Below are 19,204 nucleotides of genomic sequence, written 5' to 3'. Positions count from 1 at the left end.
GTCACGCGCCGCAGTTAACGAGAGATCATGAGCGAGACCGACAGCCCCGCCCCGAACGACGCCGCCGACATCTTCGCCGAGATGCTGCGGATGCAGAGCGAGGCGGCGCAGGCCGTCGTCGCGGCGACAATCCCGGACCCGCAGGCACTTGCCGAATGGGGGGAATCCGCCGCGAAGCTGCAGGCCATGTGGCTTGACGTTCACGCGCCGGGGAACAGCGCGCCGGCCGAGATTCCCGTGCCGCTGTTCGCCGATCCCGCGCAATGGCTGGGGCTGATGCAGACCTGGTACCAGCAGATGCCGATGCTCGACGTGCAGCGCCAGCAGGCCCTATGGCAGGAAGGGATGGACCTGTGGGAGGACATCCTCGCGCAGTACGGCATGGGTCCGCGGGGCACCGGGGAGGCCGCAAGCGACCCGGCCCTGCCCCGCAAGGACCGCCGCTTCGCCGATCCGGCCTGGCGCGACCAGCCGGTCTTCGCGCTGATCCACCAGACCTACCTGCTGTTCGCCGAGCGGCTGGCCGAGATCGTCGATGAAGTCGGCGGGATCGACGATGGCGAGCGGCAGCAACTGCGGTTCGCCACCAAGAGCGTGCTCGACGCGATCAGCCCGGCCAACTTTCCGCTGACCAACCCGGTCGTGCTCGAACGCACGCTCGAGACCCACGGGGCGAACCTTGTGCGCGGGATGGAGCGGCTTGCCGCCGATCTCGAGAAGGGCCAGCTGACCCACACCGATTCCAGCCAGTTCCGCCTGGGCGAGACGATCGCGGCGACCCCGGGCAAGGTTGTGTTCGAGACCGAGCTGTTCCAGCTGATCCAGTACAGCCCGGCCACGGCCGAGGTCGCGGCGATCCCGGTGGTTATCTTCCCGCCGTGGATCAACCGGTTCTACATCCTCGACCTCAATCCGAAGAAGAGCTTCGTGAAGTGGGCAGTGGACCAGGGGCTGACCGTCTTCATGGTCAGCTGGCGCTCTGCCGACGAGAGCATGGCCGAGGTCGTGTGGGACGATTACGTCCGCGCCCAGATGCAGGCGATCGATCACGTGCGCGAGCGGTTGGACGTGCCGTCCGTCCATGCGATCGGGTATTGCGTCGCGGGCACCACGCTGGCCGCCACGCTGGCGATCCTGGCGCGGCGCGGCGAGGCCGCCAAGGTCGCCAGCGCGACCTTCTTCACCGCCCAGGTCGATTTCGAGCGAGCCGGCGACCTGCGCCATTTCGTTGACGAAACACAACTGGCGATGATCCGCCAGGCCAGCCAGGGCGGCTTTCTCGACGGCCGCTACATGGCCGCGACGTTCAACCTGCTGCGCGGCACCGACCTGATCTGGAACTACGTGGTCAACCATTACCTGCTGGGCGAGGATTATCCCGCTTTCGACCTGCTGCACTGGAACAGCGACGTCACCAACTTGCCGGCCAAGTGGCACGAGGCCTACTTGCGCGACCTCTACCGCGACAACCGGCTGGTCGAGCCCGAGGCCATGAGTGCCGACGGCACGCCGATCGACCTCGGCCTGGTGGAGACGCCCGCCTACGTGCAGGCCGGGCGCGAGGATCACATTGCGCCTCCCGAAAGCGTGTGGAAGCTGACGGGAATCCTTGCCGGGCCGGTGACTTTCGTGCTGGCCGGAAGCGGGCATATCGCCGGGGTGGTCAACCCGCCGGGTTCGGGCAAGTACCAGTATTGGACCAACGCGGCGGCTGCGGACAGCCTGGAGCAATTCGTCGCGGGCGCCACGGAACATCCCGGTAGCTGGTGGCCGCACTGGCGCGCGTGGCTCGCCGCGCTCGACGCGGAGACGGTCAAGGCGGACGGCAAGCGGCGGCCGGGCGGCAAGGGCGATCCCTGCATCGAGAGCGCACCGGGCCGCTACGTCGCGACCCGCTGAGAGCCCCGTTTCCGTAAAGCGATTTCCCGTTACCCGCGGCCGGCGCGCACTATACCTGTCGAACGATGTCGGGCAGACTGCCCGGCGGGATGCGCGGACCGGCAACCGATCGCGCCGCGAAGGGAGAAATTGGATGAAGAGACTGGCGATCGTACTGGCTTGCGCGGCCCTGCCGCTGGCGCCCGCATCGGCGCAACTCGGCGCGCCGGGCGTGACCGACTGGGCCAAGACGCCCCAGCCCAAGGCCGTGAGCCCGTTCCCGCCTGAGGTGCCCGAAGGCCGGGCGCACGACTACGTCTCGATCGTCAACCTGCTGAACACCTATTTCATCGCGCTCGATGCGGGCGATCTCGACACCTACGCGCAAACCTTCGCGCCCGACGCGGTGATGTACTGGGCCGGCGGCGTGGAGCGCGGCCGCGAGGCGATCTACGAGAACCTCAAGGGCTTTGGCACCGGGCGCAAGAAGCTCCCCGCCGACGCCACGTTCCGCCCGCGGATGATCCACATCCACATGAACCAGCGGATCGATTTCACCGGGCCCGATACCGCGCACGACGTGGGCATGTGGCTGGGGGTCAACCACGACGTGGAGGGCGGCCCGTTCTTCGTCTCCGAGTTCGGCCATTACGAGGACAAGTACGTGAAGATCGACGGGCGCTGGTACATCCAGGAACGCCGCATCCTCAATGAACGCATCGGCAACCGCGCGCTGTTCTATCCCGAAATGGGCGAAGCGGACCCCCGCGAGAAATAGCCAAGGGCGTCATCCTCGACCGGTCGATTGTGCACTGCACAAAAATTCCTTGACTTCGCGTTTGCAATGCATATTTTGTGCAGTGCAACAAGAGCCGGCAATCGCGCCTGCTCGGCATGGATGCGAGGACGAGATGGCCGAGTCGACCGACAAAGCTGCGACCAGCGCCGAAGAAGCTTACGCCGCAGCCGCGGCTGAAGCCAAACCGGTTGCACCCGCGCCCAAGGCTGAAGCCACGCTGGTGAAGAGCGATCCCGCTCCCGCCGTCTCGGCCAAGGCCGAAGAGCCCGTTGCCGCGGCCCCGGACAAGACCCCGGCGCCGAAGCAGGCCGAGCCCGCGGTGAAAGCCGCAGCCCGCCCCGCTCCGGCGAAAAAGGCCGCTGCCAAGCCCACTGCCAGAAAGGCCAAGGCCCCGGTTCGGGCCAAGGCCAAGGGCAGAAAGCCAGCGATTGCCGCCAAGTCCGCCCCGGTCAGCAAGAAAGCGCCCGCCAAGGTCGCCGCTGCCAGGGCACCGATCAAGAAGGCCCGGATGGCCGTCGCCGTTGTGGCGAAGCCAGCCGTCGCCGCCGTTACCAAACCCATTCCCTCGATTTCGCAACTCAAGGAAAAGATCATGGCTACTGCCAAGACCCCCGATTTCTCCAAGCCCTTCTCCGACGCCATGGGCGACATGCAGAGCAAGGCCAAGGCCGCCTACGAAAAGAGCACCGTCTACGCCGGCGAGATGACCGACTTCGCCAAGGGCAACGTCGAAGCCATGGTCGAGAGCGGCAAGATCCTCTCGGCCGGCATGCAGGGCATGGGCAAGTCGATGGTGGAAGAGGCCAAGTCGGCCTATGAAACCGTCACTGCCGACGTCAAGGAAATGGCCTCGGTCAAGAGCCCGACCGAACTGTTCCAGCTGCAGGGCAAGCTCGCCCGCCGCAACTTCGACACCTTCGTCTCCTTCTCTTCGAAGGCCAGCGACGACATGATGAAGCTCTATGCCGATGCGTTCGCCCCGATTTCGGGCCGCGTCAGCCTGGCCGCCGAGAAGCTCTCGAAGGCCGCCTGAGCTCAGACCAGCTCCGCCGCTCCCTCTCTCTCCTCTCCCAGGAGCGGCACTACGGGCCGGATGCTTTCGAGCATTCGGCCCGTTCCCTTTTCCCGGCCCCGCGCCGCTCCTGCGCTGAGCAAGGGTTGCGGCCAGCCCGTTCGTTACGATATTCGCAAGCGAGATGACCCTGAATCACCCCTTCACACCCCTGCGCCTGCCCGCCACCCGCGCGGCGGGCGATGACCCGCCAGACGACGGGATCGGGGTCTCCGACGGGGACGGTCAGGTCGGCGTCGCTACCAAGACCCGCGCCAGATCCAAGAAGCCGAGCCAATACAAGGTTCTGATGCTGAACGACGACTACACGCCGATGGAATTCGTCGTTCTGGTGCTGAAGCGCTTCTTCCGCATGGATCTGGAGCAGGCCACCCGGGTCATGCTCCACGTCCACCAGCGCGGCGTGGGGGTGTGCGGCGTGTTCCCCTACGAAGTGGCGGAGACCAAGGTGAACCAGGTGATGGATTTCGCCCGGCAGAACCAGCACCCTCTGCAATGCACATTGGAGAAGGCTTGAACCTTCCGCGCCCTGGCGCATTTCATTGCATGACCTGACGGGAAAGCGCTGTTACAGCCGCGCGAGCCCGTCTGCCCGCCCCCTCAGCCCGCAAAGCGACCGCGCCGCTTGAAGTTCATCACCGCCCTCGACCGATACATCCTGCGCCTCGTGCTGGTGCCGATGTTCGCGGTGTTCCTGATCGCGGCCTCGTTGCTGATCCTCGACAAGATGCTGCGCCTGTTCGAGTTCGTCTCCACCGAAGGCGGACCGGTCGGCGTGGTGTTCCGGATGCTCGTCAACCTGATGCCGGAATATGCCGGCCTGGCCATTCCGCTGGGGCTGATGCTGGGCATCCTGTTCGCCTTCCGCAAGCTGGCCACGTCGAGCGAACTAGACGTGATGCGCGCGGTCGGATGGAGCTACACCCGGCTGCTGCGGGTGCCCTATCTGATCACGCTGGTGCTGGTGGCGGTCAACTTCGCCATCGTCGGCTATCTCCAGCCGCTGGCCCGCTATTCCTACGAACAGCAGGAATTCGAACTGCGCTCGGGCGCGCTGGGTGCATCGATCAAGGTGGGCGAATTCACCACGCTGAAGGATCGCATGGCGCTGCGCATCGATGCCAGCGAGGACGAAGGCCGCAAGCTGATGGGCATCTTCGCCCGTTTTTCCGACAAGAGCGGCCAGGTCCTCTCGATCTCGGCGCGCGAGGGGCAGTTCCTGTCGAGCCGGGAAAACCGCAACACCATCATCCTGCGGTTGCTCGACGGCACCATCGTGCAGGATCCGCCCAACGCCGACCCGCGCGTGCTCAGCTTCAGCCAGCACGACCTGCCGATCGACCTGCCGGCGATCGAGCGTTTCCGCGCGCGGGGCGACGAAAGCCGCGAATACCTGCTGCCCGAACTGCTCAAGCTGGGCTGGGGCGACAACGCGCCGGAACCGGCGAAGATCGGCAGCCAGGCCAACTTCAACTACCGCATGGTCGAAGTGGTGATGATGTTCATGCTGCCGCTGCTGGCCGTCGCCTTGGCCATTCCGCCGAAGCGATCGACCAGCGCGCTGGGCGTGTTCGTGTCGATCATTATGGTCGTCGCCTATCACAAGGTGAACCAGTACGGGCAGTCGGTGGCGGAGCTGGGCCGGGTCGACCCCTACCTCGCACTGTGGGGTCCGTTCGTGCTGTTCTCGGCGCTGATCGGCTGGATGTTCTACCGCGTCGCCTTCGTGCCCGGCGGGCAGGCGATCGGCGCGCTCGAGACCGCCTATGCCAAGATCGCCAAGCGGGTCCGCAAGCTGATCAGGCGGCGCGGACATCAGCGGGGCGCGGGCCTCGATCCCGACGCGGACGATCAGGAGCTGGTGCCCGTTGCTGCTTGATTTCTTCCCATCGGCCGCGCTGACGAAGTACCTGGCCAAGACCTTCGTCGTCCGCATCCTGGCAGTGCTGGTCATGCTGGTTCTGGTCCTGATGATGCTCGACCTGCTGTCCACCAGCGGCGACATCCTGGCCTATCCAGGCAACGGTGAGGGAGAGCTGCTGCGCTACGTCGGTCTGCGCATACCGCAGCTCGTGGCCCGGTTCCTGCCCTATTCGGTGCTGCTGGCGACGATCATCACGCTCGCCACGCTCAATCAGAACTCCGAAGTCATCGCGATGAAGGCGGCGGGGATGTCGGCTCACCAAGTGCTTGCCCCGCTTCTGCTTGCCGCGGGCATCGTCTCGGCTGCCTCGTTCGCGTTCAACGAACTGGTCGTGACCCGCGCCACTGCGGAGCTGAAGGCCTGGGACGCGGTCGAATTCGGCCCCGTTCCCAAGGAGAGCGCGGTACGCTCCAACGTCTACTACACCTCAGGCAACGGCATTCTCGCGGCCTCTGCCGCGGCCGGCGGGGAAATGCGCGGCGTGACCTTCTACGAACGCGACCCACGCGGGATGATCGTGCGCCAGTTGCGCGCAGAGCGCGCCGTCTTCGCCGCGCCCGGCTGGAAGCTGGACCAGCCCTCGGTGTTCGATGTCCGGACCGCCGAGACCGCCCAGGAGCCCGGTTCGGTCGTCGTCGCCCGCGACCTTTCGCTCGCCCAGGTTCGGTTGGGCAAGATCGATCCCGACGCGCAGGGATTGGCGGAGCTTTCGCGCTCGATCGATGCGCTCGACGCGGAGGGCCGGCGTACGTCCGAATTGAAGGCCAAGTGGTGGCACAAGCTGTCCGGCCCGCTGTCGGCCCTGCTCATGCCCCTGCTGGGCGCGGTCGCCGGTTTCGGGCTCGCCCGGTCGGGTCACCTTTTCGCGCGGGCCGTGATCGGGATGGCGCTGGGGTTTGCCTATTTCGTGGTCGACAACGCCGCGCTCGCCATGGGCAGTTTCGGCGGCTATCCGCCGCTTCTCGCTGCTTGGGCGCCGTTCTTCCTGTTCCTGCTGGTTGGCGAAACAGTCCTCATCAAAACCGAAGAATAAGACGGACCGTTGATCAACCGTTGAATTCCTTGATCTTTTTATGATTGCGGTTTGCCACAATTTTGCCATTTTCCGGGAACCAACGGTCCCGGCACGAGTCTTGGCGGGATATCGCCGTTGGAAGGAGATAATCGCATGAACAAGCTTACCCTCGCCGCCCTCGCCGCCACCGCCGCCCTCGGCCTGGCCGCCTGCGACAGCGCCCCCGAAGATGCTTCGACCACCGTTGACGCCAGCACCACCACTGTCGAGCCGGCTCCGGTCGCGACCGAAACCGCCGTGGTCGACCCGGCCGCGACCCCGGTCGAAGACGGCACGTCGGTCACCGTCGGTCCCGACGGCGTGAGCGGCACCGTCGACGCTGGCGACGCCACCGTCACGACCGACGGCAGCAGCGCCACGGTCGAAACCAACTAAGCGCCTACCGCGCCAAAATAGCGAAAGGCCCCCTGCCCTGCGGCGGGGGGCCTTTTTCTTTGTCCGTCCCTCAGCCGCCGGTGCGGCGCATCGTCGAGCGGGCAATACGCATGACCAGCGGCCCCATGCCCGGGTGGATCGACTGCGAATAGGTCGATCCGGCCCCCAGGTGGTTGCTGATGCGGCGGTGCGCCTCGGGCAGGGCGTGGTAGGGGAGCGAGGGCATCAGGTGATGCAGTGCGTGGAAGCGCAGGCCCACCGGCGCCCAGATCGCGGCCAGGGGCGGCTCCACATTCACGCTGTCGAGATACTGCCCCGTCACCGTCATCGCCTCGCCCTCGTTTTCCCAGAGATGGGCGACGAGGGTGCGCAACTGATTAAGCACCGCGACCCCGGAAAACACCGCCAGCGCAATCAGCAGCGGCCGCCAGCCCAGCCAAACGACGCTCGAGAGCAGGGCGATGGCCCACAGGCTTGCGCCAACCTCCTGCCAGAAGAACGAGCGGCGATGCTGCTCTTCGGGCGGCCGGCGGCGGAACGCCGGGTTGATCTGCAGGGCCGAAAACCGCTCCCACACATGCCGGCGCAATGCCGGGATCACTGCCGAGAGCGGTGCGAGGAGGGCATAGCGCACGACCAGCCCGATCGGGGCGAGCAGCGCAACCAGCACGAACAGCGGCAGCGACCACGGCTTCATAAGCGCCAGCGGCAGGTATTCGGGATCTTCCGCCGTGCCATAGCGGGTGCGCGCATGGTGGAGCGTGTGCACCGCCTCGTACATCAGCGAGGGCATGAGCAGCGGCACGCCGACCAGCGCGTTCCAGCCGAACACGAAGCCGGGAACTTCGTTCTTCCGGAAATGCGAAATCTCGTGGATGAACAGCAGCGCGCGGTACAGCAACAGCGCCGCCACCACGCCGCTCGCCCAGGCCGGCCACCCGCGCAGCAGGATCGCCCCGGCAAGCGCGGCATAGCCGGTGAGTGCGCTGCCCAGCATGTCGGCCCAGTAGATCGCCGGCTTGTGGGCGGCGATGTCGCGCGTCAGTTCGGCGGCGGCCTTGAACATCGCCTTGTCGTCTGGCGTGCCCGAAAGGACGCGCTTCGCGGTGCGCGGCGCGAACACGGGTTCGCCTTCGGCAATGGTGTTCATCGTCGCCATAGTCGCTTCCTAGTCTCGCGCCGCCGTGCGCGCAAACGGGCGGGTCAAGTGCCCGGCCCGGTGCCGTCGCCCCCCATTGCGAATTGCAGCCCGGCGTGACAATTCGCCGGCACCACCTGCAATGCCCGCACCGGGCGGAACGAGGCCTGAACGTGAGCGAGCAGATAGAGATCACCCCGGTGTCCGGCAAGGCCGACCTCAATGCCTTTGTCGATCTCGCTTATCGCCTGAATGGATCGGATCCCAACTGGGTGTCGCCGCTCCGCAGCGAAGTGGTCGAACTGCTGACGCCGGGCAAGAACCCGTTCCACGATCACGCGCGCGTGCAGTATTTCCTCGCCCGCCGCGCGGGGGCGGTCGTGGGCCGCATCTCCGCCCATATCGACGAACTCGCGATCGCCCAGCCGCCCGAACAGGGAATGGGTCCGGGCACCGGCAACTGGGGCCTGCTCGAAGCGGAAGACGAGGCGGTCGCGAAGGCCCTGATCGCGCGGGCCGAGGAATGGCTGAGGGAACAGGGGATGACCCGCGTGCTCGCCCCGCTATCCATGTCGATCTGGGAGGAGCCGGGCCTGCTGGTGCGCGGCCACGACCACCCGCCCACGGTCATGATGGGGCATGACGATCCCAAGTATCAGGGTTGGATCGAGGGGTCGGGTTACTCGCGGGCCAAGACCCTGGCGACCTACGAGCTCGACATCACCGGCCCGTTCCCCGAGCTCATCCAGCGAATCATCGCCTCGGGCGAGCGAAACCCGCGAATCGTCATCCGCCCGGTCGATTTCAGCCACTACGAACGGGACGTGGGCATCGTGATCGACATCCTCAACGATGCCTGGTCGGACAACTGGGGGTTCGTGCCCTTCACCGAGCGCGAGAAGAAATATGCGGCCAAGAAGCAGCGCCCGCTCATCCGGGCCGATCTCAACATGATTGCCGAACTCGACGGGGAGCCGGTCGCCTTCATGATGGTGCTGCCCGACCTCAACGAGAAGCTGATCGGCATGGGCGGCAGCCTGTTTCCCTTCAATTGGGCCAAGCTGCTGTGGTGGCTGCGCAAGCCGCGCGTGCGCACGATGCGGGTCCCGCTGATGGGCGTGGTCAAGCGCCTGCAGTCGAGCCGGATGGCGAGCCAGCTCGCTTTCATGATGATCGAGCGCATCCGCCTCAATGCGATTGCCCGCTACGGCGCAACGCGCGGCGAAATCGGCTGGATCCTGGAGGACAACCAGGGGATGGTCGCCATTGCCGACGCCATCGAAAGCCGGGTCAACAAGGAATACAACATCTACGAAAAATCGCTCTGATCCCGTAGATTACGCGGGAACCCCGCGCACCGGCGCCTCGTTTCCGTTTCGCCTTGCGCGGCTTTTCCCGCGAGGCCCCAAGAGGATTTTCTGCATGAAGGCACCGGCCGGCAAGCCCAGGGCGACGAAACGGGCGGGCACTCTTGGCCGGGTCCTCGTTGTCGAGGACGATCCGGTCCTCGCGCTGGCGATCGAGGATGCGCTGATTCACGAAGGCGGCGCGGAAGAAGTCGTCATATGCGCGACTACCGCGGCGACGATGGCCGAACTCGAGAAGAAGCGCCCCGATGCGATGATCATCGACGTGCACCTGGCCGATCGGGACGACGGATGGGCAATTGCCGAGCTGGTCGACCTGCTCGGCCCCAAGCCGCCCCGGATCGTCTTTTCGACTGGTTCTCCCAATGAAATCCCGCAACAGGTCGCCGAAATGGGTCCGGTGTTCGAGAAGCCCTACGACCCGGCCGCGCTGGTCGAAGTGCTTGCCGGCAGCAAGACAACCGGTCTGTTCGCGCGCCTGCGGGGAAAGGGCTGAACGGGTCCGCGATCCCTCAAGTTTACTCGAAAAAAAATCGCGTTGACCGGGAACTGTAATCCGGGCCGGACATTATCCCTTTGTCACCGCCGAGACCCCCCCTCCCGTCCAAGCGGCTGGTGATACGATCCCGAAAGGCCTCCGCGCAAAAAAGCGCGGAGGCCTTTTTTCTTGGCTTTCCCGAAAATAATCCCGGATAGCGCGGGGCCTGCCGGAACCTGAACGGAATTGGTCCGTTCCAAGGCAGCCTGATTGATTCCGGGAAGGGGTTTTCATGTCTATCGGTGCCGAAGTCGCCGCACATCTTCCGTTTCTTCGCCGTTATGCCCGTGCCCTTACGGGTTCGCAGTCGACCGGCGATGCTTTCGTCAAGGCTACCCTCGAAGCGGCCCTTGCCGATCAGGACCTGGCCGATTCACTCCGCGGCGGCCGGGTTCCGCTCTATGCCGCGTTCAACAAATTGTGGTCGAGCGCCTACCTCGAAGTGGGCGAGGATCCCGACGATCAGGGGCTGCACGAGGCCGCGGCGCAGGATCAACTGCGCAAGATCACCCCGCTCAACCGGCAGGCGCTGCTGCTGACGACCGTGGAGGATTTCTCCAACGCCGAAGCGGCCCAGATCATGGACGTGGCGGAGGACGATATCGGCCGCCTGGTGAACGAGGCGATCGAGGAGATCGACCGCGAGAATACGACCAGCGTCCTGATCATCGAGGACGAGCCGCTGATCTCGATGCAACTCGAAGATCTTGTCCGTGCGATCGGGCACGACATCTGCGGCACTGCGGCCACGCGCACGCAGGCCCAGGAAGTCGTGCAGGAAAAGATGCCCGGGCTTGTCCTGGCGGACATCCAGCTCGCCGACGGCTCCTCGGGTCTCGACGCGGTCGACGACATTCTGTCGATCGGCAGCGTGCCGGTAATTTTCATCACCGCCTATCCCGAACGCCTGCTGACCGGCGACCGGCCCGAGCCGACCTATCTCATCACCAAGCCGTTCCAGGAATCGACTGTCCGCGCGGCGATCAGCCAAGCGCTGTTCTTCGGATCGAGCCGCCCCCTGGGCTGACGGGTCCGCCCTTGGCGACAACGAAAGACCCCGCCCTTGTCGGCGGGGTTTTTCATGTCTGCTTAGCGCGCGCCGGCGCGCATCGAGAACGGCGTCGGCTCGCGCACCGGGATCGTCAGCACGCAGATTACCCCGCCGGGGGCGAATTCCAGGTCGACCGGCGTGCCAAGCTCATGCGCCACGATCTTCTCGATCAGGTCGGTCCCGAATCCGCGCGCCGGAGTCTCCGGCACCGGCGGGCCGCCACTTTCGCGCCATTCCAGACGCACACGGTTGGCGCTCGTCTTGTCCCAGGCGATCCGCACCTTGCCGCCGGGGACGCTGAGCGCGCCGTACTTGGCCGCGTTCGTGGCCAGTTCGTGGACGGCCAGACCGAGCGACAGGGCATCGTTGGGCGCAAGGTCGATCGCCCCGCCGAAGACCTCGACGCGGTTGTCGCCGGGCTGGAGGTATGGCGCCAGTTCGGCGTCGACCACCGCCCGCACCGGCGTGGTGCCCCAGTCCGACTGGGTCAGCAGATCGTGCGTGGCCGACAGCGCGCGAATACGCCCGTCGAGCCCGTCAGCGAATTCCTCCAGCCCACTGGCCCTGCGGCGGGTCAGCTGGATGATCGAGAGCACGTTGGCCAGCGTGTTCTTGACCCGGTGATTGAGCTCGCGCGTCAGGGAATTTCGTATCGATGCCTGTTCCTGAAACCAGCGCAGCGCGGCATCGTTTTCGGTTGCCTGCTGGGTCAGCATCCGGATCACCAGCATCAGCAGGCTGGCCACGAGCAGGCCGAAGATCAGTGTCATCATCGACAGGCCCGACAAGGTCGAGCGCTGCGGCGATACGAGCTCCAGTGTCCAGGCATGGTTGGCGATGAACAGCGGCTCGGAATGGGTCGCGCCGAGAGCATCGTCGACAGCGTTGCTGGCAAGCAAGTTCGCCGGGCTTGCCTCCCCGTCGTACAATTTCACGCCGTAGGAGCCGACGTCTTCCAGTTCCAGCGCGGAAGACAGGAAGTCGTCCGCATTGAAGGGGCTGTAGATGAAGCCGCGCAGTTCCCGCCCCGCTTCACCCGGCCGGAACACCGGCATGTAGATGAGGAATCCGGGCTCGCTCTGTGGCCCCCCCTCCTGCATCACCACACGGCCGCTCGCGGTTGGGCGCGCTGTACGCTGGGCCTCGTTCATGGCGGCCCGGCGGACCGGATCGGAATACATGTCGTAACCCAGCGCCCGGCGGTTCCGCACCGTGTCGGGCTGGAGATAGGTGACGGGGACCGCATAGGCCTGGCCCGGCGCAAGCGCGGGATGGATGCGCGCGATGCCCGAACCCTCTGCCACGAGTTCTTGCTCGAATGTTTCTGTCTCGAGCGGGCCGACGATCTGCGCCCAACCGATCCCTTCGGCGCCGCGGTAATCCGAATCGAGCCGCAACTCGCCGACGAAGGCGCGGAATCGCTGGGCGGAAATCTCGTCGAGCGTCGCAAGAAGGGCAGCGCCGGCGCGCAGGTAGGCGCTGTTGGCATTGGCACGCCTTTCGAGTGCGGCGGCGATCTCGACCGCCCGGCCCGACAGTTCGGCCCGGGCGCGCAGGTCCTGGCCCCGCTCGATCGCGAACACGCTGAGCAAGGTGATGGCGGTTACCAGCGCAAAGATGGCCAGGGGCATCCCGCGCGGATGGCGCACGAGCCAATGCCGTGTCCTCCGCTGGGAAAGCTCCATCTTCTGCAAAGCGGTTCTCCGGCCGGTTTCGTCAGGCGTGTTTGGCTTCTGCACGCCTGTGCGCCACTCTTTCTGTTATCAACCAAAACTTCGACCGGCGGTCCTGATGGGAACCGAATGAAGATGATATCGTTCCAGTTGCGCGCCCGATGGGTGTGGGACCGATGCAAGCTTGCAACAGAAGGGTCGAGCAAGCGGGCGGAATTTTAGTTTTTTCGGGGACGGGCTGACCAGTTCACATGGCAGGTACACGTAAAGAAAAGCAGGCGCCGGCGTCTGCAAAGGAAAAGCCGTCGTCACGCGACGCGGAGTGGACGCACGGCCTGAAGAGGCTGTACGACTCTGTCGTGGACGAACCGTTGCCGGATTCTTTCCAGGACCTGCTCTCGAAATTGGACGCCGGGGAATAATGGCCAAGGACGAGGTCGCCAACGAGCTGCCGAAGCGTAGCGCCGACGACAGGCGTGCGTTCAAGCGCGAACTGACCGAGGTGGTTCCCCATCTTCGTGCCTTCGCGCGCGGCCTGTGTGGCAGGCCCGACATGGCCGACGATCTTGTGCAGGAGACCCTGCTCAAAGCCTGGGCCGCGCAAGAGCGGTTCGAGCCCGGCACGTCGATGCGCGCGTGGACCTTCGTCATTTTGCGTAACGCCTATCTGACCGACATGCGCCGCAACCGCTTTCGCGGCGAATACGACGAGACCGTAGCCGAGCGGATCCTGACCGCACCGGCCGGGCAGGAGGAGCCGATCCACCTGTCCGACATGCACCGCGCGCTGCTGACGCTTCCGCCGGAGCGGCGCGAGGCTCTGCTGCTGGTCGGCGCCGGCGGCTTTTCCTACGAGGAAGCGGCCAATATCTGCGGCTGCGCCGTGGGCACGATCAAGAGCCGCGTTGGCCGGGCGCGCGCCGCGCTGACGACGATGATCGAGGAGGGGACAATCCCCGAGCGCTCTATTGGCGATCCGGCCGCGCATCGCGCCATCCTCGAGGAACTCGACGAGGTAGCCGCCGGCAACGGCGAAACCGTTGCAACACGCTAGAGCGCGCGGCACACTCCGTCGCCGAAACGCAAAATGAGCGACGACCCGACCGATCCCCTGGCATCACTCCCTCCGCGCCGCCGGGCGCTGACCTTTGCCGCGCAGGAACTGCGCCTGATCTCCTCGCTGGTCCTGCTGCTTGCCGCCGGCCTGTTTCTTGCCCTGCCGTTCGTGCTGTCGATCGGCGCGGTGGTGTTCCTTCCGCTGGTGACGGCGATCGTGCTGACGATCGTATTGTCTCCGCTGGCCGACAAGCTGGCCCACTGGGGCCTGCCCAACATCCTTTCGTCGCTGCTCGCGCTGATGGTGTTCATCTCGATCGTCCTGCTGGCCCTGACGGCGGTGTTCCGGCCAGCCCTCGGCCTGTTCGACGAGGCGCCGCAGATCCTGCGCCAGGTGGGCGAGCATTTCGAACACCTGAAGCGCAACTTCTTCTGGCTCTCGCAGCTCAACGACCAGCTCCTTGAGATCGCCGGGCGCGAGGAAGAGCGCGAGGTCGTGCTGAAAAGCCCCTCGATGCTGGAACAGGTCGCCTTCGCCACGCCGACCGCGGTACTCGGCGTGCTGCTGACCTTCCTTATGACCTTCTTCATGATCGAGGCGCGGGTGCGGATGCGCCGCCGCCTGCTGCTCGACCGCGCCAGCTTCGGCGCCAGCATCAAGGCCGCCCGGGTGATCCGCGATGTGCAGGACCGGGTCGCCGCCTACATTCTCACCGTGGCGCTGATCAACTTCGGGGTCGGCGTCATCGTGACTGTCGGCGCCTGGGTTATGGGCGTGGACTACCCCGTCATGTGGGGCGGGCTGGCCATGTTGATGAACTTCCTGCCCTACATCGGCCCGCTGTCCATGGTTGTCCTGCTGGCCGTCTTCGGATTGGGCACAGCCACTTCGCCTTGGGTCGGAATCATTCCGGCCGTGGCCTACCTGGGCTTGCATGCGGTCGAATCCAACGTGGTGACGCCCTCGATCCTGGGCGCCCGTTTCACGATGAACCCGGTGATGATCCTGCTGGCGCTGAGCTACTTCACCTGGATCTGGGGCGTGACGGGCGCATTGCTTTCGGTCCCGATCCTGCTGACGGTCACCGCGCTGATCGAACACCTCGGCAAGCCGAACCTGATCGGCTTCATCTTCGGCGAGCCGCTGTTTACGAACAACCCGATGGACCTGCAGGCCGACGAGGACCTGGCCTCGCAATAGCAGAAGGCCCGCCCCGCGCTGGCGGGACGGGCCTTTGCGATCCGGTGTTCGCGGGGCTTAGCCGGGGTACTTCCAGGCCGATCCGCGCGCGAGGTTCTCTGCCGCGAAATCCCAGTTCAGGTGATTGTCGATCACTGCCTTCAGATAGGCCGGGCGGGCGTTCTGGTGATCGAGGTAGTAGGCATGCTCCCACACGTCGAGCGTGAGCAGCGGGTTGAAGCCGCTGTCGGCCAGCGTGTCGCCGTCATGCGTTTCCTCGATCGAGACTTTGCCACCCTTCTCGGCCAGCCAGACCCAGCCGCTGGCGAAATGGCCCACGCCGCGATCGGCCAGCTTGGTCTTGAACTCGTCCATCGATCCGAATGCGTCATCGATCATCCCGGCCAGTTCGCCCGAGGGCGCCGAGCTGCTGCCCGCCAGCGAGTACCAGTAGAAGCCATGGTTCCAGCTCTGCGCGGCGTTGTTGAACAGCCCCTGGTTCGAACCGCGCGCGGCGGCGACCACCTCTTCGAGGCTCTTGTCGGCCAGGTCCGTGCCTTCGATCGCGGCATTCGTCTTGTCGATGTAGGCCTTGTGATGTTTGCCGTGGTGATAGCTCAGCGTTTCCGCGCTGATCGCCGGGGCCAGCGCCTCGCTGTCGTAAGGCAGGTCGATGAGTGAAAAAGCCATGGGGGTCCGTCCTTCCTGTTTTGTGGGTTCGTTTCCCGTCCAACGCGTACAAGCGCTCGCGGTTTCGGACGGGGGTGCCATGCACCCGTGACAAGCGCGCTGCAACGCGCCAATGCGTGCGGCACGGCATAGTTTTTCAATTCGAGGGTCCATGGCACGCAAGTACTTCGGCACCGACGGAATCCGCGGACGGGCCAACGCCGGGGTTCTGACGGCGGCAACCGCGATGAAGGTCGGCCAGGCGGCCGGGCGCCATTTCCTGCGCGGGGACCACAAGCATCGGGTGGTGATCGGCAAGGACACCCGGCTTTCGGGCTACATGATGGAAACCGCGCTCGTCGCCGGTTTCACCAGCGTGGGCATGGACGTAATCATGACCGGGCCGCTGCCGACCCCCGCGATCGCCCTGCTCACGCGCGAGATGCGCGCCGACCTGGGCGTGATGATCAGCGCCAGCCACAACGCCTTTGCCGACAACGGCATAAAGCTGTTCGGCCCCGACGGCTTCAAGCTGTCCGATGCCGACGAGCTGGCGATCGAAAAGGCGCTGGAAGAAGACGTTCCGCTGGCCGAAGGCAAGGACGTGGGCCGCGCGCGCCGGATCGACGATGCCGCCGGTCGCTACATCCACGCGGTCAAGTCCTCGCTGCCCGACGATATCCGGCTCGACGGACTGACAGTCGTGCTCGATTGCGCGCATGGCGCGGCTTATCAGGTCACGCCGACCGCGGTGTGGGAGCTGGGCGCCAAGGTGATCGCCATCGGCGTCTCGCCCAACGGGACCAACATCAACGACGGCGTCGGTTCCACCTCGCTCGAGAAGATCCGCGAGACGGTGGTCGCCTCGGGCGCCGACATCGGTCTCGCGCTCGACGGCGACGCCGATCGCCTGCTGGTGGTCGACGAGAAGGGCGAAGTCGTCGATGGCGACCAGATCATGGCGCTGATCGCCGGGGAACTGGCCGATACCGGGCAATTGAGGGGCGGCGGCGTGGTCGCCACGGTGATGAGCAACCTGGGCCTCGAACGCCATCTGGCGGGCCGCGGGCTCGATCTGGTACGCACGAAGGTGGGCGACCGCTACGTCCTCGAGGCGATGCGCGAAGGCGGCTACAACCTCGGCGGCGAACAATCGGGCCACATGATCCTGCTCGACCACGCCACCACCGGCGACGGAACGCTTGCCGCATTGCAGGTGCTGTCCGCCCTGGTGCGCGCGGGCAAGCCGGCGAGCGAGGTGCTCCATCTGTTCGACGCGGTCCCGCAGTTGCTCAAGAACGTGGTCTTTTCGGGCGGCGACCCCCTTTCCGACGCGCGCGTCCAGCAGGCGATCGCCGATGGCGAGGCGGTTCTGGCCGGGCGCGGGCGGCTGGTCATTCGCGCCTCGGGCACCGAGCCCAAGATTCGCGTCATGGCCGAAGGCGACGATGCGGGGCAGGTGGAGCAGGTGGTCGATTCGATCTGCGACGCGGTGCGCGCCGCCGCGGCCTGACAACGCAGATGTCCCGCCCGGCCCGCATTCTCGCCATCGCCGGCTCGGACAGTTCGGGCGGCGCGGGCATCCAGGCCGACATCAAGACGATCACGATGCTCGGCGGCTACGCGATGACAGCGATCACCGCCGTCACCGCGCAGAACACGCGCGGCGTGACCGGCGTCGAGACGCTTTCGCCCGACTTCGTGGCCCGGCAGATCGACGCCTGCCTGGACGACATCGGTGCCGACGCGGTGAAGATCGGCATGCTCGGCAGCGCCGACGTGGCCGAAGTCGTTGCCGACCGGTTGGAGGATCTGGGCGTCCCGATCGTGTTCGATCCGGTGATGGTCGCGACCAGCGGCGCGGTGCTTGCCGATGCGGCCACGGTGGAGGCTTTCGGCTGGCTGATGGAGATCGCCACGCTGACCACGCCCAACGTGCCCGAACTGGCGGCGCTGGGCGGGCCTGGGGTTCTGCTGGCGCGCGGCGTGCCCTATCTCGCCAAGGGTGGCGATGCCGAAGGTCCTGAGGTGGAAGACCGGCTGGTGCGTCCCGGTCAGCCCGACCGCATCTGGACCGCGGCACGGATCCTCACGCGCCACACGCACGGCACGGGTTGCACGCTGTCGAGCGCCATCGCCGCTCTGCTGGGCCGCGGCGAATCGCTCGAGGCGGCGATCGAGGGTGCGCGTGATTTCGTGCGCGAGGCACTGCGGTCTGCGCCGGGCTTCGGCAGTGGGGCCGGGCCGATGGGGCACCAGGCGGTGCGCTGAAGTATCCGGCTAGAACGTGGGCCAGTTGGGCGCATCGATCTTGTAGAACGCCGCAATATGCTCCCAGGCCTCTTCCGCGGTTTCGCACCAGCGGAACAGGTCGAGATCCTTCTTCGAGATCACGCCTTCCTCGGCGAAGGCTTCCCAGTCGATCACTCGGGTCCAGAATTCCTTGCCGAACAGCAGGATCGGCATGGCCTTCATCTTGCCGGTCTGGATCAGCGTGAGCAGCTCGAAGAACTCGTCGAACGTGCCGAACCCGCCGGGGAACACGGCCACTGCGCGGGCGCGCAGGAGGAAGTGCATCTTGCGCAGCGCGAAGTAGTGGAAGTTGAGCGAAAGGTAGGGCGTGACGTAGCGGTTGGGCGCCTGTTCGTGCGGCAGGATAATGTTGAGCCCGATCGATTCGGCCCCCGCATCGCTCGCACCGCGATTGGCCGCTTCCATGATCGACGGTCCGCCGCCCGAGCAGATGACGAACTGGCGCTTGCCGTCCTCGATGATCGACTTTTCCGATACGAGCCGGGCCAAGTTGTAGGCCTCGGCGTAGTATTTGGCCTTGGCCGCCAGCCGTTCGACCACGATGCGGTCTTCATCCGGCAGTTCCTTCGCCCCGGCGAGCGCGGTGTCCACCGCCTCGGGCGGCGGAATGCGGGCCGAGCCGTACATGACGAGCGTGGAGCCGACGCCGGCTTCGTCGAGCAGCATTTCGGGCTTGAGCAGTTCGAGCTGGAAGCGGACCGGGCGCAATTCCTCGCGCAGGAGGAAGTCGGTGTCGCGAAATGCCAGCCGGTAGGCGGGGTGGCGGGTCTGCGGGGTTTCGTGCGGAGCGGCCTCGGCGAACCCGGCTTCCTGCTCGGCGCGATAGAACTTGCGCGCCTTGAGATCGCGCTCTTTCTTTTCTTCTTCAGTCATGAGGCTTGGCCTAGGACCGCGGCCCTTGAGAGGCAATGGGATGTGGCTGGATGCCCCGCAAGGATTCGAACCTTGATTGACGGAGTCAGAGTCCGCTCTCTTACCGTTAGAGGACGGGGCAACGAAGGGCGGGCATCTAGTTGCAGCGTTCGCCCGCGTCAACCCGCCCGGTGGGGCTCACGATGCGCGCGCCTTGCCCCCACTCCAAGCCTCGGCTAGCCTC

General features: G+C 65.8%; 19 protein-coding genes and 1 tRNA gene. 15 read left to right on the top strand and 5 right to left on the bottom strand.

The annotated features are described in order from the left end of the window. Positions 1-27: 27 nt before the first annotated feature. The 7 genes from ACWPMZ_RS13810 (at position 28) to ACWPMZ_RS13780 (ending at position 7,123) form a co-directional block, all read left to right on the top strand. On the top strand, positions 28-1,899 hold the full coding sequence (locus ACWPMZ_RS13810) for a PHA/PHB synthase family protein (protein ID WP_455704639.1): 1,872 nt from the start codon (positions 28-30) through the stop codon (positions 1,897-1,899). A 133-nt stretch (positions 1,900-2,032) separates the two neighbouring features. Further along, positions 2,033-2,656 (top strand): nuclear transport factor 2 family protein, encoded by a 624-nt coding sequence (locus ACWPMZ_RS13805; protein ID WP_455704638.1) that lies wholly within the window; start codon positions 2,033-2,035, stop codon positions 2,654-2,656. 133 nt (positions 2,657-2,789) lie between these two features. After that, entirely contained in the window at positions 2,790-3,710 is a 921-nt protein-coding gene (locus tag ACWPMZ_RS13800) for a phasin family protein (protein WP_455704637.1), read from the top strand. Between the two features lie 163 nt (positions 3,711-3,873). Further along, the gene (gene clpS / locus ACWPMZ_RS13795; protein ID WP_455704636.1) at positions 3,874-4,266 is read left to right on the top strand and encodes an ATP-dependent Clp protease adapter ClpS; all 393 of its coding nucleotides are present in this window, start codon (positions 3,874-3,876) and stop codon (positions 4,264-4,266) included. A 108-nt stretch (positions 4,267-4,374) separates the two neighbouring features. Further along, complete coding sequence (locus ACWPMZ_RS13790) at positions 4,375-5,628, top strand: LptF/LptG family permease (protein WP_455704635.1); 1,254 nt, start codon at positions 4,375-4,377, stop codon at positions 5,626-5,628. After that, positions 5,618-6,706, top strand: a complete 1,089-nt coding sequence (gene lptG / locus ACWPMZ_RS13785; RefSeq protein WP_455704634.1) for an LPS export ABC transporter permease LptG — start codon at positions 5,618-5,620, stop codon at positions 6,704-6,706. The genes ACWPMZ_RS13790 and lptG overlap by 11 nt, the downstream gene beginning before the upstream one ends. Positions 6,707-6,841: 135 nt before the next feature. Further along, complete coding sequence (locus ACWPMZ_RS13780; RefSeq protein ID WP_455704633.1) at positions 6,842-7,123, top strand: hypothetical protein; 282 nt, start codon at positions 6,842-6,844, stop codon at positions 7,121-7,123. 70 nt (positions 7,124-7,193) lie between these two features. On the opposite strand, the gene ACWPMZ_RS13775 is transcribed toward ACWPMZ_RS13780, so the two are convergent. Then, positions 7,194-8,273 carry a fatty acid desaturase family protein gene (locus tag ACWPMZ_RS13775; protein ID WP_455705158.1) on the bottom strand — a complete coding sequence of 360 codons (1,080 nt, stop codon included), beginning with the start codon at positions 8,271-8,273 and terminating at the stop codon, positions 7,194-7,196. 161 nt (positions 8,274-8,434) lie between these two features. Between ACWPMZ_RS13775 and ACWPMZ_RS13770 the strand changes: the two genes are divergently transcribed. From ACWPMZ_RS13770 to ACWPMZ_RS13760, 3 genes are all read left to right on the top strand, one after another. Then, positions 8,435-9,589 (top strand): N-acetyltransferase, encoded by a 1,155-nt coding sequence (locus ACWPMZ_RS13770; protein ID WP_455704632.1) that lies wholly within the window; start codon positions 8,435-8,437, stop codon positions 9,587-9,589. Between the two features lie 94 nt (positions 9,590-9,683). Next, complete coding sequence (locus ACWPMZ_RS13765) at positions 9,684-10,124, top strand: response regulator (RefSeq protein WP_455704631.1); 441 nt, start codon at positions 9,684-9,686, stop codon at positions 10,122-10,124. A 274-nt stretch (positions 10,125-10,398) separates the two neighbouring features. Beyond that, positions 10,399-11,193, top strand: coding sequence for a response regulator (locus ACWPMZ_RS13760; RefSeq protein WP_455704630.1), 795 nt, complete (start codon positions 10,399-10,401; stop codon positions 11,191-11,193). Positions 11,194-11,255: 62 nt separating this feature from the next. On the opposite strand, the gene ACWPMZ_RS13755 is transcribed toward ACWPMZ_RS13760, so the two are convergent. Next, a complete protein-coding gene (locus ACWPMZ_RS13755; RefSeq protein WP_455704629.1) occupies positions 11,256-12,866 on the bottom strand; it encodes a CHASE domain-containing protein in 1,611 nt (536 codons plus the stop codon). A gap of 275 nt (positions 12,867-13,141) precedes the next feature. Between ACWPMZ_RS13755 and ACWPMZ_RS13750 the strand changes: the two genes are divergently transcribed. The 3 genes from ACWPMZ_RS13750 to ACWPMZ_RS13740 are packed head-to-tail and all read left to right on the top strand — an operon-like array spanning position 13,142 to position 15,147. After that, positions 13,142-13,312: a NepR family anti-sigma factor gene (locus ACWPMZ_RS13750; RefSeq protein WP_455704628.1), complete on the top strand. Its 171-nt coding sequence runs from the start codon at positions 13,142-13,144 to the stop codon at positions 13,310-13,312. Then, the gene (locus ACWPMZ_RS13745) at positions 13,312-13,944 is read left to right on the top strand and encodes a sigma-70 family RNA polymerase sigma factor (RefSeq protein WP_455704627.1); all 633 of its coding nucleotides are present in this window, start codon (positions 13,312-13,314) and stop codon (positions 13,942-13,944) included. The genes ACWPMZ_RS13750 and ACWPMZ_RS13745 overlap by 1 nt, the downstream gene beginning before the upstream one ends. Before the next feature lie 33 nt (positions 13,945-13,977). After that, a complete protein-coding gene (locus tag ACWPMZ_RS13740; RefSeq protein WP_455704626.1) occupies positions 13,978-15,147 on the top strand; it encodes an AI-2E family transporter in 1,170 nt (389 codons plus the stop codon). A 57-nt stretch (positions 15,148-15,204) separates the two neighbouring features. Here the strand turns inward: ACWPMZ_RS13740 and ACWPMZ_RS13735 are convergent, their stop codons facing one another. After that, positions 15,205-15,816, bottom strand: a complete 612-nt coding sequence (locus ACWPMZ_RS13735) for a superoxide dismutase (protein WP_455704625.1) — start codon at positions 15,814-15,816, stop codon at positions 15,205-15,207. A gap of 151 nt (positions 15,817-15,967) precedes the next feature. Between ACWPMZ_RS13735 and glmM the strand changes: the two genes are divergently transcribed. Both glmM and thiD read left to right on the top strand, forming a co-directional pair. Further along, complete coding sequence (glmM, locus tag ACWPMZ_RS13730) at positions 15,968-17,308, top strand: phosphoglucosamine mutase (RefSeq protein ID WP_455704624.1); 1,341 nt, start codon at positions 15,968-15,970, stop codon at positions 17,306-17,308. An 8-nt stretch (positions 17,309-17,316) separates the two neighbouring features. Further along, positions 17,317-18,066 carry a bifunctional hydroxymethylpyrimidine kinase/phosphomethylpyrimidine kinase gene (gene thiD, locus ACWPMZ_RS13725; RefSeq protein ID WP_455704623.1) on the top strand — a complete coding sequence of 250 codons (750 nt, stop codon included), beginning with the start codon at positions 17,317-17,319 and terminating at the stop codon, positions 18,064-18,066. A 9-nt stretch (positions 18,067-18,075) separates the two neighbouring features. Here the strand turns inward: thiD and ACWPMZ_RS13720 are convergent, their stop codons facing one another. Both ACWPMZ_RS13720 and ACWPMZ_RS13715 read right to left on the bottom strand, forming a co-directional pair. After that, the gene (locus tag ACWPMZ_RS13720) at positions 18,076-18,981 is read right to left on the bottom strand and encodes an LOG family protein (protein WP_455704622.1); all 906 of its coding nucleotides are present in this window, start codon (positions 18,979-18,981) and stop codon (positions 18,076-18,078) included. Positions 18,982-19,028: 47 nt separating this feature from the next. Continuing rightward, positions 19,029-19,102: transfer RNA gene (locus tag ACWPMZ_RS13715), tRNA-Gln, on the bottom strand. Positions 19,103-19,204: the final 102 nt, after the last annotated feature.

The organism is Tsuneonella sp. HG222 (genome assembly GCF_053819185.1).
Note: the sequence above shows the minus strand (reverse complement) of the source record. Positions and strands in the feature narration are given on the sequence as shown.